Raw genomic sequence first — 17,927 nt, 5'->3', positions numbered from 1 at the left:
TCTCGTAAATTAAATTTTTATATAACGTTCAATTATTTTTTGTACGCAAGTAAAGTTTTAATGCGTTTGTAGTCACCTGCAGTCATCACTTTAGCTTTACGCAGTTGACGTTTTTGTTTTGTCGTTTTGTTTGCAGCTAAGTGGCTACCGTAAGCACGGTCAAATTTAAATTTACCTGTACCCGTTCTTTTGAAACGCTTAGCAGCGCCACGATGAGTTTTCATTTTTGGCATAGTATTTCCTCCTAAACCTTATTTCGTAATCATTATTTTTCATTTTTTGGTGCAAGTACTAAAAACATGCTTCGGCCTTCTAATTTCGGCTTTTGTTCTACTGTTGCATATTCTGCACATTCTTCAGCAAAACGATCTAATACCCGCTGACCAATATCTGTATGCGTAATTGCGCGACCTTTGAAACGCAACGTACATTTTACTTTATCTCCTTTTTGAAGGAACTTGATTGCGTTTCGAAGTTTTGTTTGGAAGTCATGCTCATCAATTGTTGGGCTTAAACGTACCTCTTTCATGTGGATGACTTTTTGATTTTTGCGAATCTCGCGCTCTTTCTTTTGCTGCTCAAATTTAAACTTGCCATAGTCCATAATACGAGCGACAGGTGGCTTCGCTTGTGGTGCTACTAGGACAAGATCCAAGTTTACACGAGCAGCCATTTCTAACGCTTCATTACGGGATTTAATTCCTAATTGTTCACCGTTTTGATCAATTACACGAAGTTCACGTGCACGTATCCCTTCGTTGACGTACATGTCTTTGCTAATAAAAATCCACCTCCAAGGTTGTGTCGCGAATACACGGTTTGGAAACATCCCTGGTTGAACGTCGCTGTTGATTCTGTTATGTCCATAAAAAAAGACGGACATTTCAGAAGATGTCCGCCCGCCGAAAAATACGCAAAAAGAGCGTATTCATTTTTCATGTATTCCAAACCTGCCAACTGCTTGAAGCGTCGAAACAGGTGAGAAGCGGGCAGCCTCTACTTTCAACCACAAACTTGTATTCTTAACCTTTGTTATCGTAACATTCATATTTTAGAATGTCAAGTTTTTTATCAATACATTCCTTTGAAAGAAAAAAAATAGAAAACTTTAAAATCTAAAATTCTTTAACGAATACTAGCTATCGTGCAATGATTAGAATTATAAACTAAAGTATTTTAAAAAATCAAGATGCCCTTTGCTAAGCTCCGGGCATCTTCCACACTAATCAAAAATACAAATCATTTTTGTATCCCGTTTACACTCTTGCGTCCTTTTTGATATCTTCAAGGAATTGTTCGAATGAAACTGTTTCGGAATCTTTAGATCCATATCTGCGAATATTTACCGCATTCGCTTCCACTTCTTTATCTCCTAATACCAACATGTAAGGGATTTTCTTCATTTGTGCTTCACGGATTTTATATCCTAACTTTTCTTCACGAACATCCAATTCTACGCGAATACCAGCTTTACGAAGTGTTTCTTCCACTTGTTTTGCATAATCAAAATGCACTTCGTTTGATACAGGTATCACTACTGCTTGAACTGGTGCCAACCAAGTTGGGAACGCACCTTTATACTCTTCAATTAAGAATGCAACAAAGCGTTCCATTGTCGATACAATACCACGATGAATTACAACTGGACGATGTTTTTCTCCATCTTCTCCGATATATGTTAAATCAAAGCGCTCTGGTTGCAAGAAGTCAAGTTGCACAGTTGATAATGTTTCTTCTTTACCAATAGCAGTTTTAACTTGTACGTCCAATTTAGGACCATAGAATGCCGCTTCGCCTTCCGCTTCAAAATATTCAAGGCCTAGGTCATCCATTGCTTCTTTTAACATGCTTTGAGCACGTTCCCACATTTCATCGTCGTCATAATACTTTTCTGTATCTTCTGGATCACGGTAAGATAAGCGGAAACGATAATCTTTAATATCGAAATCTTTATAAACATCTAAAATTAAGTTAACTACTCGTTTAAACTCATCTTTAATTTGGTCTGGACGAACGAAGATATGGGCATCATTCAACGTCATTCCGCGCACACGTTGTAATCCAGATAAACCACCAGATGCTTCATAACGGTGCATCATACCAAGTTCGGCAATTCGAATCGGCAACTCACGGTAAGAGTGCATGCTGTTCTTGTACACCATCATATGGTGTGGACAGTTCATTGGACGAAGCACAAGTGTTTCGTTATCCATTTCCATTGGAGGGAACATATCTTCAGAATAGTGATGCCAATGTCCAGATGTTTCATATAAACTTTTAGAACCTAGCACTGGAGTATATACATGTTGATATCCAAGACTGATTTCTTTATCAACAATATAGCGTTCGATGATACGACGAATTGTTGCCCCATTTGGCAACCAAATTGGTAACCCTTGACCTACAGTTTGAGATAAAGTAAATAGCTCAAGTTCCTTACCAATTTTACGGTGATCTCGTTCTCTTGCCTCTTCAAGCATTTGTAAGTGTTGTTTTAAATCTTCTTTATTGAAGAATGCTGTGCCGTAAATACGTTGAAGCATTTTGTTGTTAGAATCGCCACGCCAATATGCTCCAGCTAAAGAAAGCAATTTAAACTCTTTTAATTTGCCTGTAGATGGAACGTGCACTCCACGGCAAAGATCGAAAAATTCCCCTTGATAGTATATAGAGACTTGTTCCCCTTCTGGAATCGCATCAAGTAATTCCAATTTATATTCATCGCCGATTTCTTCATAAATTTTGCGCGCTTCTTCGCGAGTAACGTTTTTACGTACGATCTCAAGGTTTTCAGAAATGATTTTTTTCATTTCTTTTTCTATTTTTGGAAGATCATCTGCAGAAATTGGTGTTGGTGAGTCGATATCGTAGTAAAACCCACCTTCAATTACAGGACCAATCCCAAGTTTCACACCAGGGAATAAACGTTTTACTGCTTGAGCTGTTAAATGAGCAGTAGAGTGGCGCAATATTTCTAATGCATCTTCATGTTCTGGTGTAATGATTTCAATTGCACCATCTTCCTCAATTGGTGTTTTTAAATCTAATAACTTACCATTGATTTTACCTGCTAACGCTTTTTTACGTAATCCTGGGCTGATGGAAGCTGCCACATCATCAGTAGAAGTTCCTTTAGGAAACTCCTTTACAGCACCGTCTGGAAATGTTAATTGAATCACTTCAGACATACTCAAATTCTCCTTTACTATATTTTTTGATGCAAAATTTTTAGCTATTCTGTATTCATAGAAATCAAAAATTAATAAAGCTAAACAGTTGAAACCTAAAATAAAAAAACGCCATCCCAATAAAGGGACGACGCGATCGCTCGTGGTTCCACCCTTCTTCCTTCCGAAATAAAATTTCAGACGAAGCTCTAGGTCGGTGTAACGTACCGAAAACGTTAGCGGATTGTTCCCCGCTAATGCTCCGAGGTAGTAAAGTGTTGCGTCGTACTAGGAAACTTCCAGCCTAGGTTTCCCTCTCTATAAGCCGTTTCACAAACTTCGTGTCCTCTTCACCGCAAAATATTTTTCATCATCATAATGAAAGTATACGCTGAGTTTTTTAGAAATGCAACTATCGAAATAGACAAAGCTTTTTAAAGTCTCCTATTTCTTCCTGTCATTCGAATAGGAAACGTCACGGCTTTAATTCGCTCCATAATTCTTGCCGCTTTCACTACATCCATCTCACCACGAGAAGTTTCTGCTAGATGAATTTCCAATTGTTTATAATCTAAATTCGATGTAATAAAGGTTGGTAGTTGCTCACTCATTCGATAATGTAAAATGGATCCTAAGATTTCATCCCTCGCCCAGCTTGTTAATGATTCTGCACCAATATCATCGAGCATCAACACTGGAGCTTGTTTCACATAATCCACTTTCTCCTGAAGTGTTTGATCGTGGATGGAATTTTTTAATTCCCTTAAAAATTCAGGTACAAATACAAGAACTGACGGGACTTTTAAACTTGCGAGTTCGTTGGCAATCGCACCTAGTACAAAGGATTTCCCAACACCAAACTCTCCATACAAGTAAAACCCTTTTTTCGGTAATTCCCCTGAATTTTTGATATGAGCAACAAAATCAGCTGCATAATTAAGTATTTCAACCCGCGATTCATCATCAATTTCTAAATCTTTCAATGTTGCAGATAATACATCTTTTGGCATGTACATGCTTGAAATCATCGATTCAATTTCTCTGCGTTCATCCTCAATGATTTTTTGTTTGCATCGTTCATATTCAACATCTATGGAATTTTGAGTGATATACAGTTTTGGAACAAACCCTTTTAAATAATTAGTGCATTTTTCTGTCGAACCGCAGTTGCAACATTCGCTCGTTTGGCTAATATATTCATATAGCTTTGCTAAACTGCGTTCAACCATCTCTTTATTAACCACATCATCATGTTCTGCTAAAAATTTTTGAACGTTCGGATGTTCTAAAATTTGATTTCGGATGGCATTGTATCTCTCTTGAAAGGATGGAATTTGCACTTTATTTAAAGATTTTTTGATCGATTCGATGGTTGGTCACCTACCCGTCTACAACTCCAAGTTTTTGCAATATTTTTTTACGTTCTTCTTCAAAGTTAATTTTTTGTTTTGTGGACTGTTCTTCCTCTTTCCGAGGTTCGTTTCGTTTATAGAACCATTCTGGTATCTTTTCTTCCCTTATATTTCTGTATGGCTGTTTTCTATAGTTTAAAGCAGAAGACTTTTTCTCTTCGTTTTCTTGCTTCCACTTATTATATTGATCCCGTTCTGTGCGAGCAAGTTCCATTGCTTCCTTCGCCGTTCGAACATTTTTCCTCATCCAATGGTCCGCAATTCGTTCAACATATTTGCGTGGTAATTTCATGTCTGTAGTTAGCATAACATATTCAAGCAATACATTGACAACTCCGACGGGCATGCCATGTTTCAATATTAAATCTTCTGCTATTTCGACAGAAGATGGTACTGGCTCTTTTCCGTTATTAATGTCTCTTAACACTTGAACGGGTGGGGTCGTTTCAAGGTAATCAATTAACTCTTGTTCTTTCGTTAAAGGCTGATTTTGTATTTCTTGCGGTTTCATTTCAAAAGTTTTTTCAAGTTTCGGCACTTCTTTAGAAATCGTTAATTTATAATAATCTGATGCAGCTTTTTTTAATCTATCTAACGAAATTCGCATTTCATCATCAATCGCTAAAATAACAACCTTCTGCATATCAAGTGGAGAGAATTGATAGAGGAAGGCTATCTTTGCAATCCATTCTTTTACTTCAATTGTAAATACACTGGTAGGAATCAATTGTTCCGATAACCCAGCTTGCAATAAAGCAAAATCAAATTGTTCATAATAGAATGGATAATTGCGATTTTTTGTTTCTAGGTTGGGTTCGATGAATTCTTGGGGAACATTCGTATGAATGGGTTTGTACACATCCATAAATGTTCTTGATACTTCTTTAAAAGAATCCATGTTCATTCGCTTGATGAATCGTTTCCGAAGTTTACGGTATGCTTGTTCTCCAATTTTACTGAAAAGAAACATTGATAATAACGGATCTTGAAAAAATGTCTCTGCATCAAGAGGACGCACTAATTCATATATAAAGAAACGATTTTCTCCTTCTTCTTTTCGATATGTTCTTAATAAACCGATTGCTTCTAATGAAATACGGGCTTGAAACACTTTACCAATCGGCATATCTAACACATTCATTAAATAATAATGATTTAAAGTTTCCCTATGAGCATCTTCACCTTCTGCCCATAAAGTTAAATATAAGCTAATGGGTTCCGGACCAGTAAGTGGCTGATAGAAAAGCGTTAATAGTTGTCGTTCATGGGAAGATAGAGAATGAGGGAGAATAATGTCAAAATGATCCTTCGGTTGAAGCTCTTTATATAAATGAACCAATTTTGCTTTCCCCCTATAACTACTTTTTTGGCTGTCGATTCAATAATTCTGTTAACTCTTGCATAAATACATTAATATCTTTGAATTGTCTGTAAACAGATGCAAAACGAACATAAGCCACTTCATCCACCTTTGCAAGCTCATCCATTACCATTTCTCCAACATCTACAGAACTTACTTCCGAATTTCCTAGTCTTCTTAATTCTTTTTCAATAGAAAAGACGATTTGTTCAAGTTGTTCTAATGATACTGGACGTTTTTCGCAAGCGCGAATTAGCCCTCTTAACACTTTTTCTCGGCTAAATTCTTCCCTGGACCCATCTTTTTTCACTACAATTAATGGCGTTTCTTCTATTTTTTCAAAAGTAGTGAATCGGAAACCGCAAGATTCGCATTCACGACGTCTACGTATCTCTTTATTATCATCAACGGGTCTGGAATCTATGACACGCGTTCCATTGTAATAACAACTTGGACATCTCATAAAAATTTCTCCCTGTCTAGTATATTTATCATTATTATATCAAATAAACATAGGAAGTAACACTTTTCCTAGTACATAATCTCTAATAGAAGATGATAGGTTTTCATTTTAATATACTTCCAACCAAAAATCGAGGTTATTTATAATGAATTTCATTAGAATGATTGCTAGCACTTTCAATGCATATTTTTCGGGAGTTTTGTATATAAATAGTAATGAAAGATTATTTTTACAAGTGATATTACATAACTACAGATTATATAAAAAAGTGTAGACAAAGTCGTTGTCAGACGATGTCTACACTTTATCAACTATTTATTATGCAGTTACCGCTTCAAGTGCTTTTACAACTTTTTTCGTTAAATCAACTACGCGTGCAGAGTAACCCCATTCATTATCGTACCAAGCCATTACTTTAACTTTTCTTGTACCCATTACCATTGTTAATTGTGCATCAATAGTAGATGAATATGTTGTTGTATTGTAATCAACAGATACAAGTGGTTCTTCGCTATAGTTTAGGATACCTTTTAATGAACCTTCACTTGCTTTTCTGAAAGCTTCGTTTACTTGTTCAGCTGTTACATCTTGTTTTAAGTCGACTACTAAGTCTACTAATGAAACATTTGGAGTTGGTACACGAAGAGCTAAACCATGGATTTTTCCTTCCATTTCAGGAATTACTTTACTTAATGCTTTTGCTGCACCAGTCGTAGTTGGAATAATGCTTTGACCACATGCACGAGCACGGCGTAAATCTTTATGCATGTTGTCTAGATTTTTTTGGTCATTTGTATATGCGTGAACTGTTGTCATTAAACCGTTTTCAATACCAAATTGTTCATGCAACACTTTTACAACCGGAGCTAAGCAGTTTGTTGTACAAGATGCATTTGAAATGATGTGGTGTTTTGACACGTCTAATACATCATCATTAACACCCATTACAATTGTTACGTCTTCGTTTTTACCTGGCGCTGTTAAAATTACTTTTTTTGCACCTGCTTCTAAATGAAGAGCTGCTTTTTCGCGATCATTGAATTTACCTGTTGCTTCGATAACTAAGTCTACTCCAAGTTCTTTCCACGGTAATTTTGCAGGATCGCGTTCAGCAATTAATTGAACACGTTTACCGTTGACGATTAAAGCATCTTCCTCATACTCTACAGTTCCATCAAAATGTCCATGAATTGTGTCATACTTAACCATATGTGCTAATGTTTTTGCAGGATAGCTAGCATTAACTGCCACTATATTTAAATCCTCTTGAACAATCGCTTGTCGGAACACCATGCGGCCAATTCGTCCAAAGCCGTTAATTGCAATAGAAACTGTCATTAATATAAGCCTCCCGTTTTACTTCAATTATGTTTACTATTTCTCAATTAGTATAGCACATTATTATAAAAGGTGTACCAATAATTCTAATAATAAAAAAGTTATTATTTTCAGAAAAATAAATGATTAAAGGGAAAATGGTATTACTATGAGAAAATTGTTTAAAATTACCGCTTAAAGTCTAACTTTTCCATCGATTGCTGTTTTCATTACGTGAATGAAATGGAAAAAATTCACTTCACACAATGTTTAGAAATCAATAATTTGATCATCAATCGATGTAAAGCTTAAGAAAGAACTCCCCATTCTTTCAATATATGCTCTAATTGTTTTCGCGTCTCTTCAATTGTTCCATTATTATTTATAACCGCATCGGCTCCTTGTTCCTTCACTGCTAATGGCAGCTGAGAACGAATGCGGGCTTTTGCATCTTCCGCAGTTAATTGATTTCTTTTCATTAATCTTTCCAATTGTACATCTTCCGATACCGTCACGACTAAAATTTTATCAACAAAATGTTGAAGTTTACTTTCAAATAATAATGGAATGTCCATAATGACGGTTTTTTCACCATTAGCGATATATTCATCCCGCTGTCGCAACATTTCTTTCCGAATAGCAGGATGAATAATGCCATTTAACGTTTGACGTTTTTCTTCATCATTGAAGATAATGGATCCTAGCTTTTGCCTATTTAATTCTCCCGTCTCTGTTAGTACCTCTTCTCCAAAAGCTTCAACAACTCTCTTTAACGTTTCGCTGCCAGGCTCCACTACGAGACGAGCCACCACATCTGCATCAACTATTGGCAATCCATATTCTTTTAACATGTTGCTTACTGTACTTTTTCCACTTGCGATACTTCCAGTTAAACCAATAATCATATATAACACCCTTTTAACGTTGACATTTTGGACAATAAACGCTTGTTCTTCCTCCGATAATCATCGATTTCGTACTTGCATTACATGCTGGACAAACCTTTTTACCATACATTTTCAATCGATGCTGCATCCCGCCTGCTTCACCATTGATATTGCGATAATCAGAGATTGTTGAGCCTCCCCTTTCAATACTTTCAAGTAAAATTTTCTGAATCTCTTCAAATAATGCGATTTTCCGCATTATACTGATTCGCCCAGCCTTTCTCGCAGGATGTATGCCTACTCGAAAAAGCGCTTCCGTTGCATAAATATTGCCGCAGCCGGAAATCACTTGCCCATCCATAATGACTTCCTTTATCGGTTTGTTTTTATATTTAGTAAGCTCACATTTTTCTAAAAAGTAGTTTAATGCAATTTCATCAAAAGGTTCAGGAGCCATTTGTAAAAGAGGTGGGTGCTCATCAATTGTATTTAGCAATCTCAATTCGCCAAATCTACGAATATCTGAAAATATGAGCAACTCACCAGTAGATAATTGAAATGTGGCATGAATATGATTTCGAAACTTTTCTTCTAAAATTTCATTTTCGTTCTGAACAATAAACCAAGCGCCAGTCATTCCTAAATGATTAACGAAAAGATATGGTGTATTATTTTTTTCTAAATCAATAAAGATATATTTGGCGCGGCGAAGCACCTTTTTGATTGTCATGCCGCGCATCTGTTCTTCAAATTCCCTTGGCTCCATATTTTTCACTATGCATTGTTTTCCTTGTTGATGAGCATCACAAACCGTTTTAGATAGGGCAACTTCTAAAATTGTCTTACCTTCTATTTTCGGGGATAGCGCCCGAACAACTCCTTCCACTTCTGGTAATTCAGGCATGTCTTCACTTCCTTATTATTTTGCATCGTACCATGTTTCACCATAAGAGATGTCCACTTTTAATGGCACATCAAGTAAAATGGCACTTTCCATCACTTCTGGTACAATTTTTTCTAACTTTTCAATTTCTTCTTTCGGTGCTTCAAAAATCAATTCATCATGTACTTGCAAAAGCAGTTTCGCTTGTAATCCTTCTGATTTCAATCTTGCGTCAATATCTAGCATCGCCTTTTTAATGATATCTGCCGCACTTCCTTGAATTGGCGTATTCATTGCTGTGCGCTCTGCAAAACTTCTTAAATTAAAGTTTTTGCTCGTAATATCAGGTAAATAACGTCGGCGGTTTAAGATCGTTGTTACATAACCTTTCAATTTTGCTTCTTGCACGATGTTATCCATATATTCTTTTACCCCTGGAAAACTTTCAAAATACTTTTCGATAAATTCTCCAGCTTCTTTTCTTGAAATATCGAGGTTTTGGGATAGTCCATAATCGCTGATTCCATAAATAATTCCGAAGTTAACCGCTTTTGCCGCTCTTCGCATATTAGAAGTAACGTCGTCTTGGGATACATGAAATACTTCCATTGCTGTTCGTGTGTGAATATCCATCCCTTGATTGAAAGCTTCCACTAAATTTTTATCCTTCGACATATGTGCAAGCACGCGCAATTCAATTTGTGAGTAATCGGCGCTAAATAGCAGCCATCCATCATGGGAAGGTACGAATGCTTTCCGTATTTTTCTTCCCTCTTCTAAACGAATCGGTATGTTTTGCAAGTTCGGATCTGTAGAAGAAAGCCTTCCTGTTGATGTTAATGCTTGCATAAAACGAGTATGAACTTTGCTGTCTTTTGGATGAACTTCTTTGATTAATCCTTCAATATAAGTGGATTGTAATTTCGCAAGAGTTCTATATTCTAAAATCAACTGAACAATTTGATGTTCCGACTTTAGTTTTTCAAGTACATCCGCTGCCGTGGAGTAACCTGTTTTCGTTTTCTTTATGACCGGCAATCCTAATTTTTCGAATAAAATTACTCCCAACTGCTTTGGTGAATTAATATTAAATGTTTCACCAGCCAACTCATAAATTTCTGTTTCAAGCTTCGCGATTTTATCTTCTAATTCTTGTCCCATAGTTTCAAGGGTAGAAATATTAACTTTAATTCCTTCGCTTTCCATCTTTCCTAAAATAACAGCCAAAGGTAATTCTAAATCATGGTACAAATCAAACTGTTCATTTTCTTTTAACTTATTTGATACCCGTTCCTTACAGCTCCAAATCGCAAATGCTTTTCGGCAAACATGTTCAGCAAGAACTTCTTCACTTGGTAATGCCCATTTTGCCCCTTTTCCGTAAACAGCTTCGTTGGAACGCACATCTGTATAGCCAAATTCCTTTGCCAATGTGGCTACATCATCACCTGAAATGGCAGGATTGACAATATAAGATGCAAGTAGCAAGTCGAATTCCACGCCTCGCAAATTGATGCCATGACGTTTTAATATACATTGCGCAGCTTTTAAATCCGACATATATTTTTTCTTCGTTTCATCTTCAAAGTAAGATTTTAATCTTTCGCTCTTTTGCAAAACTTCTGTTGGAACGAAAAAGGTATTTGAACCATCTGTAAAGCCAAAACCTAATATATTACATGTATGATAATGCTCATTTTCCAGCTCAACATGAACAGCCATCGTATCAGTAAAAAGATCTTCCGCAATTTCACGAACGATTTTAAATGAAAGGGTAGCTGTTTCTTTTTCTTCAATTTCAAAATCTGATTTTTCGATTAACGATTTAAATTGTAACTCTTTCCATACTTCAAGAACCGCTTCCTGATCTGGACCTGGATAATTTAAATCATTAAGAGAAATTTCAATTGGTGCATTTGTATTAATTGTCGCCAATTGTTTGCTCATTTTCGCTTGCTCTTCATTTGCGATAAGCTTTTCTTTCATTTTTGATTGTTTCATTTCATCGATTTGTTCATATAAATTTTCGATTGTTCCATATTCCTTTAACAATTTAATAGCCGTCTTTTCTCCAATGCCAGGAACTCCCGGAATATTATCAGATGCATCTCCCATAAGACCTTTCATATCGATAATTTGTATTGGAGATAGTCCATATTTTTCCTGAATATGTTCTGGTGTATATTGTTCAATATCTGTCATTCCTTTTCGAGTAACATAAACTTTTACTTTCTCTGTAGCGAGTTGTGTTAAGTCCTTATCACCCGAAACAATGACAACATCGATGTTTTCCTTTTCCGCTTGTCGAGCTAGCGTACCAATGATGTCATCGGCTTCATACATTTCTAGTTCGTATCTTTTGATGCGATAAGCGTCAATTAACTTTTGTAAATACGGAAATTGTTCAGATAATTCCGGCGGCGTTTTTTGACGCCCGCCTTTATATTCTTCAAAAGTTTGATGGCGGAACGTCGTTTTTCCAGCATCAAATGCAACGAGCATCTTCGTCGGTTGTTCTTCTTCTAAAATTTTTTGAAGCATCGTTGTAAAGCCATAAACCGCATTTGTATGAATCCCATTATCATTCGATAATAGGGGTAATGCAAAAAATGCTCGGTAGGCTAAACTATTTCCATCTAGTAATAATAATTTCTCTTTCCCCACTCATTTGCACTCCTTCAACGTATAAATCATCTTCCATTACTTTTACACAGTTAATCCCATTATAAAACACGTATTTGCCGAAATACGACAAATACGTGTTTTTTTCTTAACTTTTATTTAGTTTGCGATCATTTTAATTCGTTTGATTCATTTCTTCGAAATAAAATATTTCTTCATAAATAACTGTCATGATAAAGGCATTCAAGAAGGCAATCACAAGATAAAGGGGCATGCCACCTAATTCAGGCTCCATCCAAGAACGGAAAAATACTTCCACAATCCCTACTTGAGTAAAGTAAAAGATCATGCCAACTCCCACTTCCCAGATGGAGCGTTTATTATCACGATTGTTATAACGGAACACTTTCTTAAAACTATTTCGAACATCTTCCGCAATAATGATAGAGAAGATGAAGATAATGATAAATAAAACAGGGATATGAATAAATTTAATTTTTAATAAAGCGTAAGGTGTTGAAAAATATAATGCTGTCATACTGCATGCCATCATTACAGCAAGCAATGTGTTTTGAATCCATTTATTTAAACGGTACATCCTTTCGCCTCAATTCTATTATTACTGTATAGTATTATATAATGAGGCTAATAGGTTGATAAAGTTGTAATTATTGCTAATACACTCAAAGGAATAAAATTTCCCAAATCCATTATTCATTTAATCCATTTACTAACTCATTATTTTCAATGTAGCCCGATAATATTTTGGCGTAAGGTGAATCTGAAGGAATAATAATAACTGTATCATCACCAATCGTTTTCTTATAAGTTTCTAATGTCCGATACAATTGATAAAATTCCGGATCTTTTGAGAAAGCTTCGTTATAGATTCTTGCGGCTTCTGCTTCCCCTTCAGCGATAATCAAAGCAGCTTCTTTTTTGGCTGTCGAAATCATTTCTTGCACTCGTCGATCGGTATTTGCCACGATACGATTTTTTTCTGCATCCCCTTCAGATAAATACTTTTGAGCGATCGATTCTCGATCAGAAATCATTCGTTTATAAACAGATTCTTCGTTTTCCTCTGGTAAGTCAGTACGGCGAATGCGAACGTCTACAACTTCTATTCCATAGTTGTCCGTTTGCAATAATTCGTTTACTTTCGTTGTAATTTTTTCTGAAAGGCTGCCCCGATCAGAATTTTCATCATTAATAATATCATCGTAATTGATTTGTCCAAGTTCCGTGCGCAACACCGAATAAATGAACTCTTCCATGCGCGCTTCTGCATTGACTAAGGATCTCGCATTCGTAATTAAAGATTTTGGATCTGTCACACGCCAAACCGCATAGTTGTCAATAATGATTCGTTTTTTATCCAACGTATTGATTTCTTCTTCAGACATGTTATGGATCATTAAGTTTTTCGGTAATGTAGTGACACTTTGAATAAATGGAATTTTCATATAAAGTCCCGGCTGATCCTGATATTTAATGACTTCACCAAATTGGCGAACGACTTTATATTCATTCTCTTTCACAATATATAAATTTGCTAATAAAATTGCAATGACTGCTACTATTACGGTAAGTATGATTGCTAGCTTTCCATATTTTTTCGGATTAAATGATGGCTTTTTATTAATGATTTCAACATTTGGAATATGGTTCGCTTCTTTATTTTTCTTTTCCTTATTTTTCTTTCCAAAAAGGTTGCGGATGAACTTTTCTAAATCCCCGTCATAGTAATTGTTGCTCATTGACTACCGCCTCCTTCTTTACGCTCTTTTTCTGTATTTTGTTGTACAGTTTGAGGTTGTAGCGGCAAATATTTTAATGTTTCTCCGTTATCGTTCATAATGTAAATTTGCGCACCCGGTAATACTTCCTCTAATGTTTCTAACACAAGTCGTTGGCGTGTAATTTCTCGGTTACCAACATATGCATTATAAAGTTTATTGAAAAGGGCTACGTCCCCTTCCGCCTGTTGAATACGTGCTATTTTTTCCCCTTCGGCACGGGAAATGATTGCATCTTTTTCCCCTTGAGCTTCGCTAATTTTTTGGTTTTCATATTTTTTTGCTTCGTTAATTTTAGTATTTTTCGTTTCGCGGGCATCCGTTACAGCTGTGAAGGCAGCACGAACCTCCGCATTCGGCAATTCGACGTCTTGTAGTTTCACTGCCAAGATCGTCACGCCGATATCGTAATCTTCCATGACAGATACTAGTAAGTCCCTTGTTTTTTGCTCGATATCTGCACGTCCATCCGTCAATGCTTCATCAATTGTTGAACTTCCAATAATGGAACGAATCGCACTTGAAGTAGCATGATGTAGAAGCTGTTTAGGGTCTTCGGATTGGAATAAATACTTCACTGGATCAGAAATCTTATATTGTACAACTAAATCGGTGAGCACAATATTTTCATCCCCAGTAATCATTTTCGTTTCGCTATCTTTTGTTACTATTTCTCCATCTTTTGTCGTCTTATAACCGAACTGTAAGCTGTATGTTTCTTTCGAAAGAATTTCTACTTTTTGTACTGGCCATGGCAATTTAAAATTCAAACCGGCATCTGTAATGGTTTCTGTTGCTTGTCCAAACGTGATAACAACGGCTTGCTCTGATTCATCGACCGTATACCAAGTAGTAAATATCGCAATAATACCTATAATTGAAATAATTGCTAGCCCTGTTGTAAGCAACGCTCTTTTTACACTCATAATCTCTCCCTCTCTTTCTTTTCTAAAATTACGTTAGCTAATTTACGTAACATTTACAAATAAAGTTTCACATAAATGAAAAAAATTAATAAAATTATTGTCTTATTATTAATATAAGTTAATCGAGTAGGAGGGAGCGATTAACTCCCGTCCTCTCACACCACCGTACGTACGGTTCCGTATACGGCGGTTCAATTAAGATGATTGACGCAAGTCTTTATAACTTCCGTGAATAGCTGTTCTCTTTATGCCAGTGGTCACTCCACCCTCCAAGAGGTCTCCCACGGGATTCACCGCTTCCTTCCTCAAGTGAGGTACTACGTTTTCTGTGTTCATCATGACTCACTGAATGCCAAGGGCTATTCTCTCTTAATTGTTCGGTCCTTCTTAGTAGTTCTAAACCAACTAATACTATGACCTCTGCTGACTTCTGACGGTTCAGCTACTTATCACTAAGTAGGTTATGAAGCGTACTTCACATATCCGCCAGACCTCCCCGGGTAAGAATGTAATCTTTCCTTCCATCTATCTGCTTCATTTACTCTGTACCACCTTTGGCAGAAAGGACTTTGTTTTGTTTAGCAAACTCATCCAATGATACCTAGCCTTATATGAAGTTCGTGTTCCTCAGACCGGAAGTTTGCCGCTCGCTTCCTTCAGATTCCGCGTCACCACGGACACCCTTGCGTTAAGCTAACTGTTACTTCTGCCTTCACAGTTCGGGACTTACACCCTATAGATTACACCCATGCCAGGCGCACTAAAATAAAAAGCCGCCTACAACGGACGGCTCTTTTATTAGACAAATTACTAAATTTAAAAAGGGGGTTTCATTTAGTACAATAAACGTAGAGTATGAAGGTTTCATAACAAAATTGTAAAGAGAATGTTAAATTTCTCGATAAATAGGAATCATCACCCGCATACAAGTTCCTTTGCCAACAGTGCTTTCTACTTCTATTTTCCCTCGATGGGCTTCTACTAAATGTTTTACAATTGCAAGCCCTAATCCAGTGCCCCCTGAATTTCTGCTTCGTGCTTTATCAACGCGATAAAAACGCTCAAAAATGCGTGGAATTTCACTTTTCTCAATTCCAATTCCTTGATCTTCCACTTCCACAATTCCATAATGTTCATTTTCTTTCATGCGCAATGTTATGACCGTATGATTTGGGGAATAGGTAATACTGTTTGCAATGAGGTTTGTAAAGATTTGAATTAAGCGGTTTTCGTCCCCCAGCACCATCACATCTCGTTTAATATCAATATCAAACTCCATATTTTTATGATCCATTTTCGGGCTTGTTACTTCGACGGCACGTATTAACACATTTTTTAAACTTGTTGGGACTAATTTTACTGTATAGCCATGTTGTTCAATTTTCGATAAATCTAATAAGTCTTGTATTAACATTTGAAGTCGATTACTTTCTTGATAAATAATTTCTAAAAAGGATAGCAGCATTTTTTCATCTTTAAAAGCACCATCCAACAAAGTTTCAGAAAAACCTTTAATCGATGTAATCGGCGTTCTAAGTTCATGAGAAACATTCGCCACAAAGTCTTTTCGAATCTGTTCTAAACGAATCAGCTCAGTAATATCATGCATAACGATGACAATTCCTAACCAGCGACCGTGATCACCTACAACAGGTGCCCCATAAACTTGTTCATAAATTTTTTCGTTATTCATTTCAATCTCGATTTGTTGTCGAAAAGGAAGTTCCGTTAAAAATACATGGTCTATAAATTTCTCCAATTCCCTAGGAAGACCGAGAGTTAAAAAGTTTTTTCCCTTTACTTCATTTAATGATAAATTAAATTCTTCCAAAAACTGTCCATTAACAATGGATACTGTCCCTTCCCTATCAATCATGATAAGTGCGCTACCCATGTTTTCAATTAACGTCTTCAAGCGCTCATCTTCTATTTCTCTCATTTTTTCAATTTCTTGAAGATTTCGCGCTAAAATATTAATGGAATTTCGCAATTCAATGATTGTCGCTGGTCCACTGGCATAAGTTCTTGCGCGATAATTCCCTTTAATCAATTCTCGTGCTGTTTCAGTCACATTTTCAATGGGGACAAGCAATTCTTTAATTAATCGATTTGCGATGTAGGCGATTAATAAAAATGCAAACGTTAATAAGATCGCTAAAATAAAGGCTAGCTGATACTTAATCTGTTCAATTTGTTCCTCTGTAAATGGAATATCGTTTTTCATAAAATAACTTTCCATATAGAAAGGAAATAGCTGACCTAGTACAATACCAAGGACAGCTATAATTGAACCCGTTAGCATAATAAAGATGAAAAACAATCGATTGCTTTGAGATTTCATTGTTTAGGCTCCTCAAATTTATAACCGATACCTCGCACCGTTTTGATAAACTTCGGTTTCCGGCTATTTTCTTCTATTTTATCCCGCAAATGACTTATATGAACATCGACAATACGTGTATCACCCGCAAAATCATAGTTCCAAACGGCACTCAACAATTGATCTCTAGTCAATACACGATTTTTATTTTCCACTAAGTATACAAGCAACTCAAATTCTTTAGGTGTAAATTCAAGTGGTTGATTGTCTAGAAAAGCTTCATAACGTTCTGGATAAACTTCTAATTTTCCAAAATGATAATATTTTTTTTCTTTCTTTTCTTCTTGAAAACTTGAATTGAAACGGCGCAACACAGCTTTGACCCTAGCAATTACTTCTCTAGGACTAAAAGGTTTTGTCATATAGTCGTCAGCACCTAATTCAAGTCCCAATACTTTATCAAATTCATCATCACGAGCCGTTAACATGATGATGGGGATATTTTTCTTTTGACTCCTTAATTCTTTACAAACTTCCATCCCGTCCATCGTCGGCAACATTAAATCTAATAGAATTAAATCCGGCAAGTGCTCAAGGGCCATATCAAGCCCTTCTTTGCCATCGTGAGCGAGCAACACTTCATACCCGACGCGTTCTAAATTATACTTTAGCAATGTAGCAATCGATACTTCATCTTCTACAACTAAAATTGTTTGATTTGTTGACATGATTAATCCTCCATATTGCCTGTGATTTGAAACCCCCATTTCA

The 17,927-nt window shown here is 36.2% G+C and carries 16 protein-coding genes and 1 other annotated feature; all 16 genes read right to left on the bottom strand.

The genetic code is table 11. From position 1 onward, the window contains the following. Positions 1–32 precede the first annotated feature (32 nt). The 16 genes from rpmI to NST00_RS08525 all read right to left on the bottom strand — a co-directional run bounded on the left by rpmI (position 33) and on the right by NST00_RS08525 (position 17,884). Positions 33–233: a 50S ribosomal protein L35 gene (gene rpmI / locus NST00_RS08600; protein WP_016837148.1), complete on the bottom strand. Its 201-nt coding sequence runs from the start codon at positions 231–233 to the stop codon at positions 33–35. 32 nt (positions 234–265) lie between these two features. Next, positions 266–769: a translation initiation factor IF-3 gene (infC, locus tag NST00_RS08595; RefSeq protein ID WP_016837147.1), complete on the bottom strand. Its 504-nt coding sequence runs from the start codon at positions 767–769 to the stop codon at positions 266–268. Between the two features lie 92 nt (positions 770–861). Further along, positions 862–1,008 (bottom strand) — a sequence feature (ribosomal protein L20 leader region). Positions 1,009–1,256: 248 nt separating this feature from the next. After that, positions 1,257–3,188: a threonine--tRNA ligase gene (gene thrS, locus NST00_RS08590; protein WP_016837146.1), complete on the bottom strand. Its 1,932-nt coding sequence runs from the start codon at positions 3,186–3,188 to the stop codon at positions 1,257–1,259. A gap of 413 nt (positions 3,189–3,601) precedes the next feature. Continuing rightward, a complete protein-coding gene (gene dnaI / locus NST00_RS08585) occupies positions 3,602–4,537 on the bottom strand; it encodes a primosomal protein DnaI (protein WP_026018972.1) in 936 nt (311 codons plus the stop codon). Positions 4,538–4,547: 10 nt separating this feature from the next. Further along, positions 4,548–5,918 (bottom strand): replication initiation and membrane attachment family protein, encoded by a 1,371-nt coding sequence (locus NST00_RS08580; RefSeq protein ID WP_016837144.1) that lies wholly within the window; start codon positions 5,916–5,918, stop codon positions 4,548–4,550. Between the two features lie 19 nt (positions 5,919–5,937). Beyond that, the gene (nrdR, locus tag NST00_RS08575; RefSeq protein WP_016837143.1) at positions 5,938–6,402 is read right to left on the bottom strand and encodes a transcriptional regulator NrdR; all 465 of its coding nucleotides are present in this window, start codon (positions 6,400–6,402) and stop codon (positions 5,938–5,940) included. Between the two features lie 318 nt (positions 6,403–6,720). Next, on the bottom strand, positions 6,721–7,740 hold the full coding sequence (locus NST00_RS08570; RefSeq protein ID WP_016837142.1) for a glyceraldehyde-3-phosphate dehydrogenase: 1,020 nt from the start codon (positions 7,738–7,740) through the stop codon (positions 6,721–6,723). 287 nt (positions 7,741–8,027) lie between these two features. Then, positions 8,028–8,624, bottom strand: a complete 597-nt coding sequence (coaE, locus tag NST00_RS08565) for a dephospho-CoA kinase (protein ID WP_340709857.1) — start codon at positions 8,622–8,624, stop codon at positions 8,028–8,030. Positions 8,625–8,637: 13 nt separating this feature from the next. Further along, positions 8,638–9,510, bottom strand: coding sequence for a bifunctional DNA-formamidopyrimidine glycosylase/DNA-(apurinic or apyrimidinic site) lyase (gene mutM / locus NST00_RS08560; RefSeq protein WP_016837140.1), 873 nt, complete (start codon positions 9,508–9,510; stop codon positions 8,638–8,640). 15 nt (positions 9,511–9,525) lie between these two features. Next, entirely contained in the window at positions 9,526–12,153 is a 2,628-nt protein-coding gene (polA, locus tag NST00_RS08555; protein ID WP_340709856.1) for a DNA polymerase I, read from the bottom strand. A 133-nt stretch (positions 12,154–12,286) separates the two neighbouring features. Next, entirely contained in the window at positions 12,287–12,709 is a 423-nt protein-coding gene (locus NST00_RS08550; RefSeq protein ID WP_340709855.1) for a DNA polymerase I, read from the bottom strand. 112 nt (positions 12,710–12,821) lie between these two features. After that, complete coding sequence (gene hflC, locus NST00_RS08545; protein ID WP_016837137.1) at positions 12,822–13,871, bottom strand: protease modulator HflC; 1,050 nt, start codon at positions 13,869–13,871, stop codon at positions 12,822–12,824. Next, a complete protein-coding gene (gene hflK / locus NST00_RS08540) occupies positions 13,868–14,836 on the bottom strand; it encodes an FtsH protease activity modulator HflK (protein ID WP_340709854.1) in 969 nt (322 codons plus the stop codon). Before hflK ends, hflC begins: the two co-directional genes overlap by 4 nt. Positions 14,837–15,031: 195 nt before the next feature. Beyond that, entirely contained in the window at positions 15,032–15,175 is a 144-nt protein-coding gene (locus NST00_RS08535) for a hypothetical protein (protein WP_172597779.1), read from the bottom strand. Positions 15,176–15,725: 550 nt separating this feature from the next. Beyond that, complete coding sequence (gene pnpS / locus NST00_RS08530; protein ID WP_016837135.1) at positions 15,726–17,177, bottom strand: two-component system histidine kinase PnpS; 1,452 nt, start codon at positions 17,175–17,177, stop codon at positions 15,726–15,728. Further along, positions 17,174–17,884 (bottom strand): response regulator transcription factor, encoded by a 711-nt coding sequence (locus NST00_RS08525; protein WP_016837134.1) that lies wholly within the window; start codon positions 17,882–17,884, stop codon positions 17,174–17,176. The genes pnpS and NST00_RS08525 overlap by 4 nt, the downstream gene beginning before the upstream one ends. Between the last annotated feature and the right edge of the window lie 43 nt (positions 17,885–17,927).

The sequence above is a fragment of the Ureibacillus sp. FSL K6-0165 genome (genome assembly GCF_038004285.1).
Classification (GTDB): domain Bacteria; phylum Bacillota; class Bacilli; order Bacillales_A; family Planococcaceae; genus Ureibacillus; species Ureibacillus thermosphaericus.
The sequence above is the reverse complement of the archived record's forward strand: the minus strand, read 5'-3'. Positions and strand labels throughout refer to the sequence as shown.

Bases quoted from the DNA above. Each gene is read 5' to 3' on its own strand.
- rpmI (WP_016837148.1), bottom strand. From the start codon at position 233: ATGCCAAAAATGAAAACTCATCGTGGCGCTGCTAAGCGTTTCAAAAGA.
- infC (WP_016837147.1), bottom strand. From the start codon at position 769: ATGTACGTCAACGAAGGGATACGTGCACGTGAACTTCGTGTAATTGAT.
- thrS (WP_016837146.1), bottom strand. From the start codon at position 3,188: ATGTCTGAAGTGATTCAATTAACATTTCCAGACGGTGCTGTAAAGGAG.
- nrdR (WP_016837143.1), bottom strand. From the start codon at position 6,402: ATGAGATGTCCAAGTTGTTATTACAATGGAACGCGTGTCATAGATTCC.
- NST00_RS08570 (WP_016837142.1), bottom strand. From the start codon at position 7,740: ATGACAGTTTCTATTGCAATTAACGGCTTTGGACGAATTGGCCGCATG.
- coaE (WP_340709857.1), bottom strand. From the start codon at position 8,624: ATGATTATTGGTTTAACTGGAAGTATCGCAAGTGGAAAAAGTACAGTA.
- mutM (WP_016837140.1), bottom strand. From the start codon at position 9,510: ATGCCTGAATTACCAGAAGTGGAAGGAGTTGTTCGGGCGCTATCCCCG.
- NST00_RS08550 (WP_340709855.1), bottom strand. From the start codon at position 12,709: ATGTACCGTTTAAATAAATGGATTCAAAACACATTGCTTGCTGTAATG.
- hflC (WP_016837137.1), bottom strand. From the start codon at position 13,871: ATGAGCAACAATTACTATGACGGGGATTTAGAAAAGTTCATCCGCAAC.
- hflK (WP_340709854.1), bottom strand. From the start codon at position 14,836: ATGAGTGTAAAAAGAGCGTTGCTTACAACAGGGCTAGCAATTATTTCA.
- NST00_RS08535 (WP_172597779.1), bottom strand. From the start codon at position 15,175: ATGATGAACACAGAAAACGTAGTACCTCACTTGAGGAAGGAAGCGGTG.
- pnpS (WP_016837135.1), bottom strand. From the start codon at position 17,177: ATGAAATCTCAAAGCAATCGATTGTTTTTCATCTTTATTATGCTAACG.
- NST00_RS08525 (WP_016837134.1), bottom strand. From the start codon at position 17,884: ATGTCAACAAATCAAACAATTTTAGTTGTAGAAGATGAAGTATCGATT.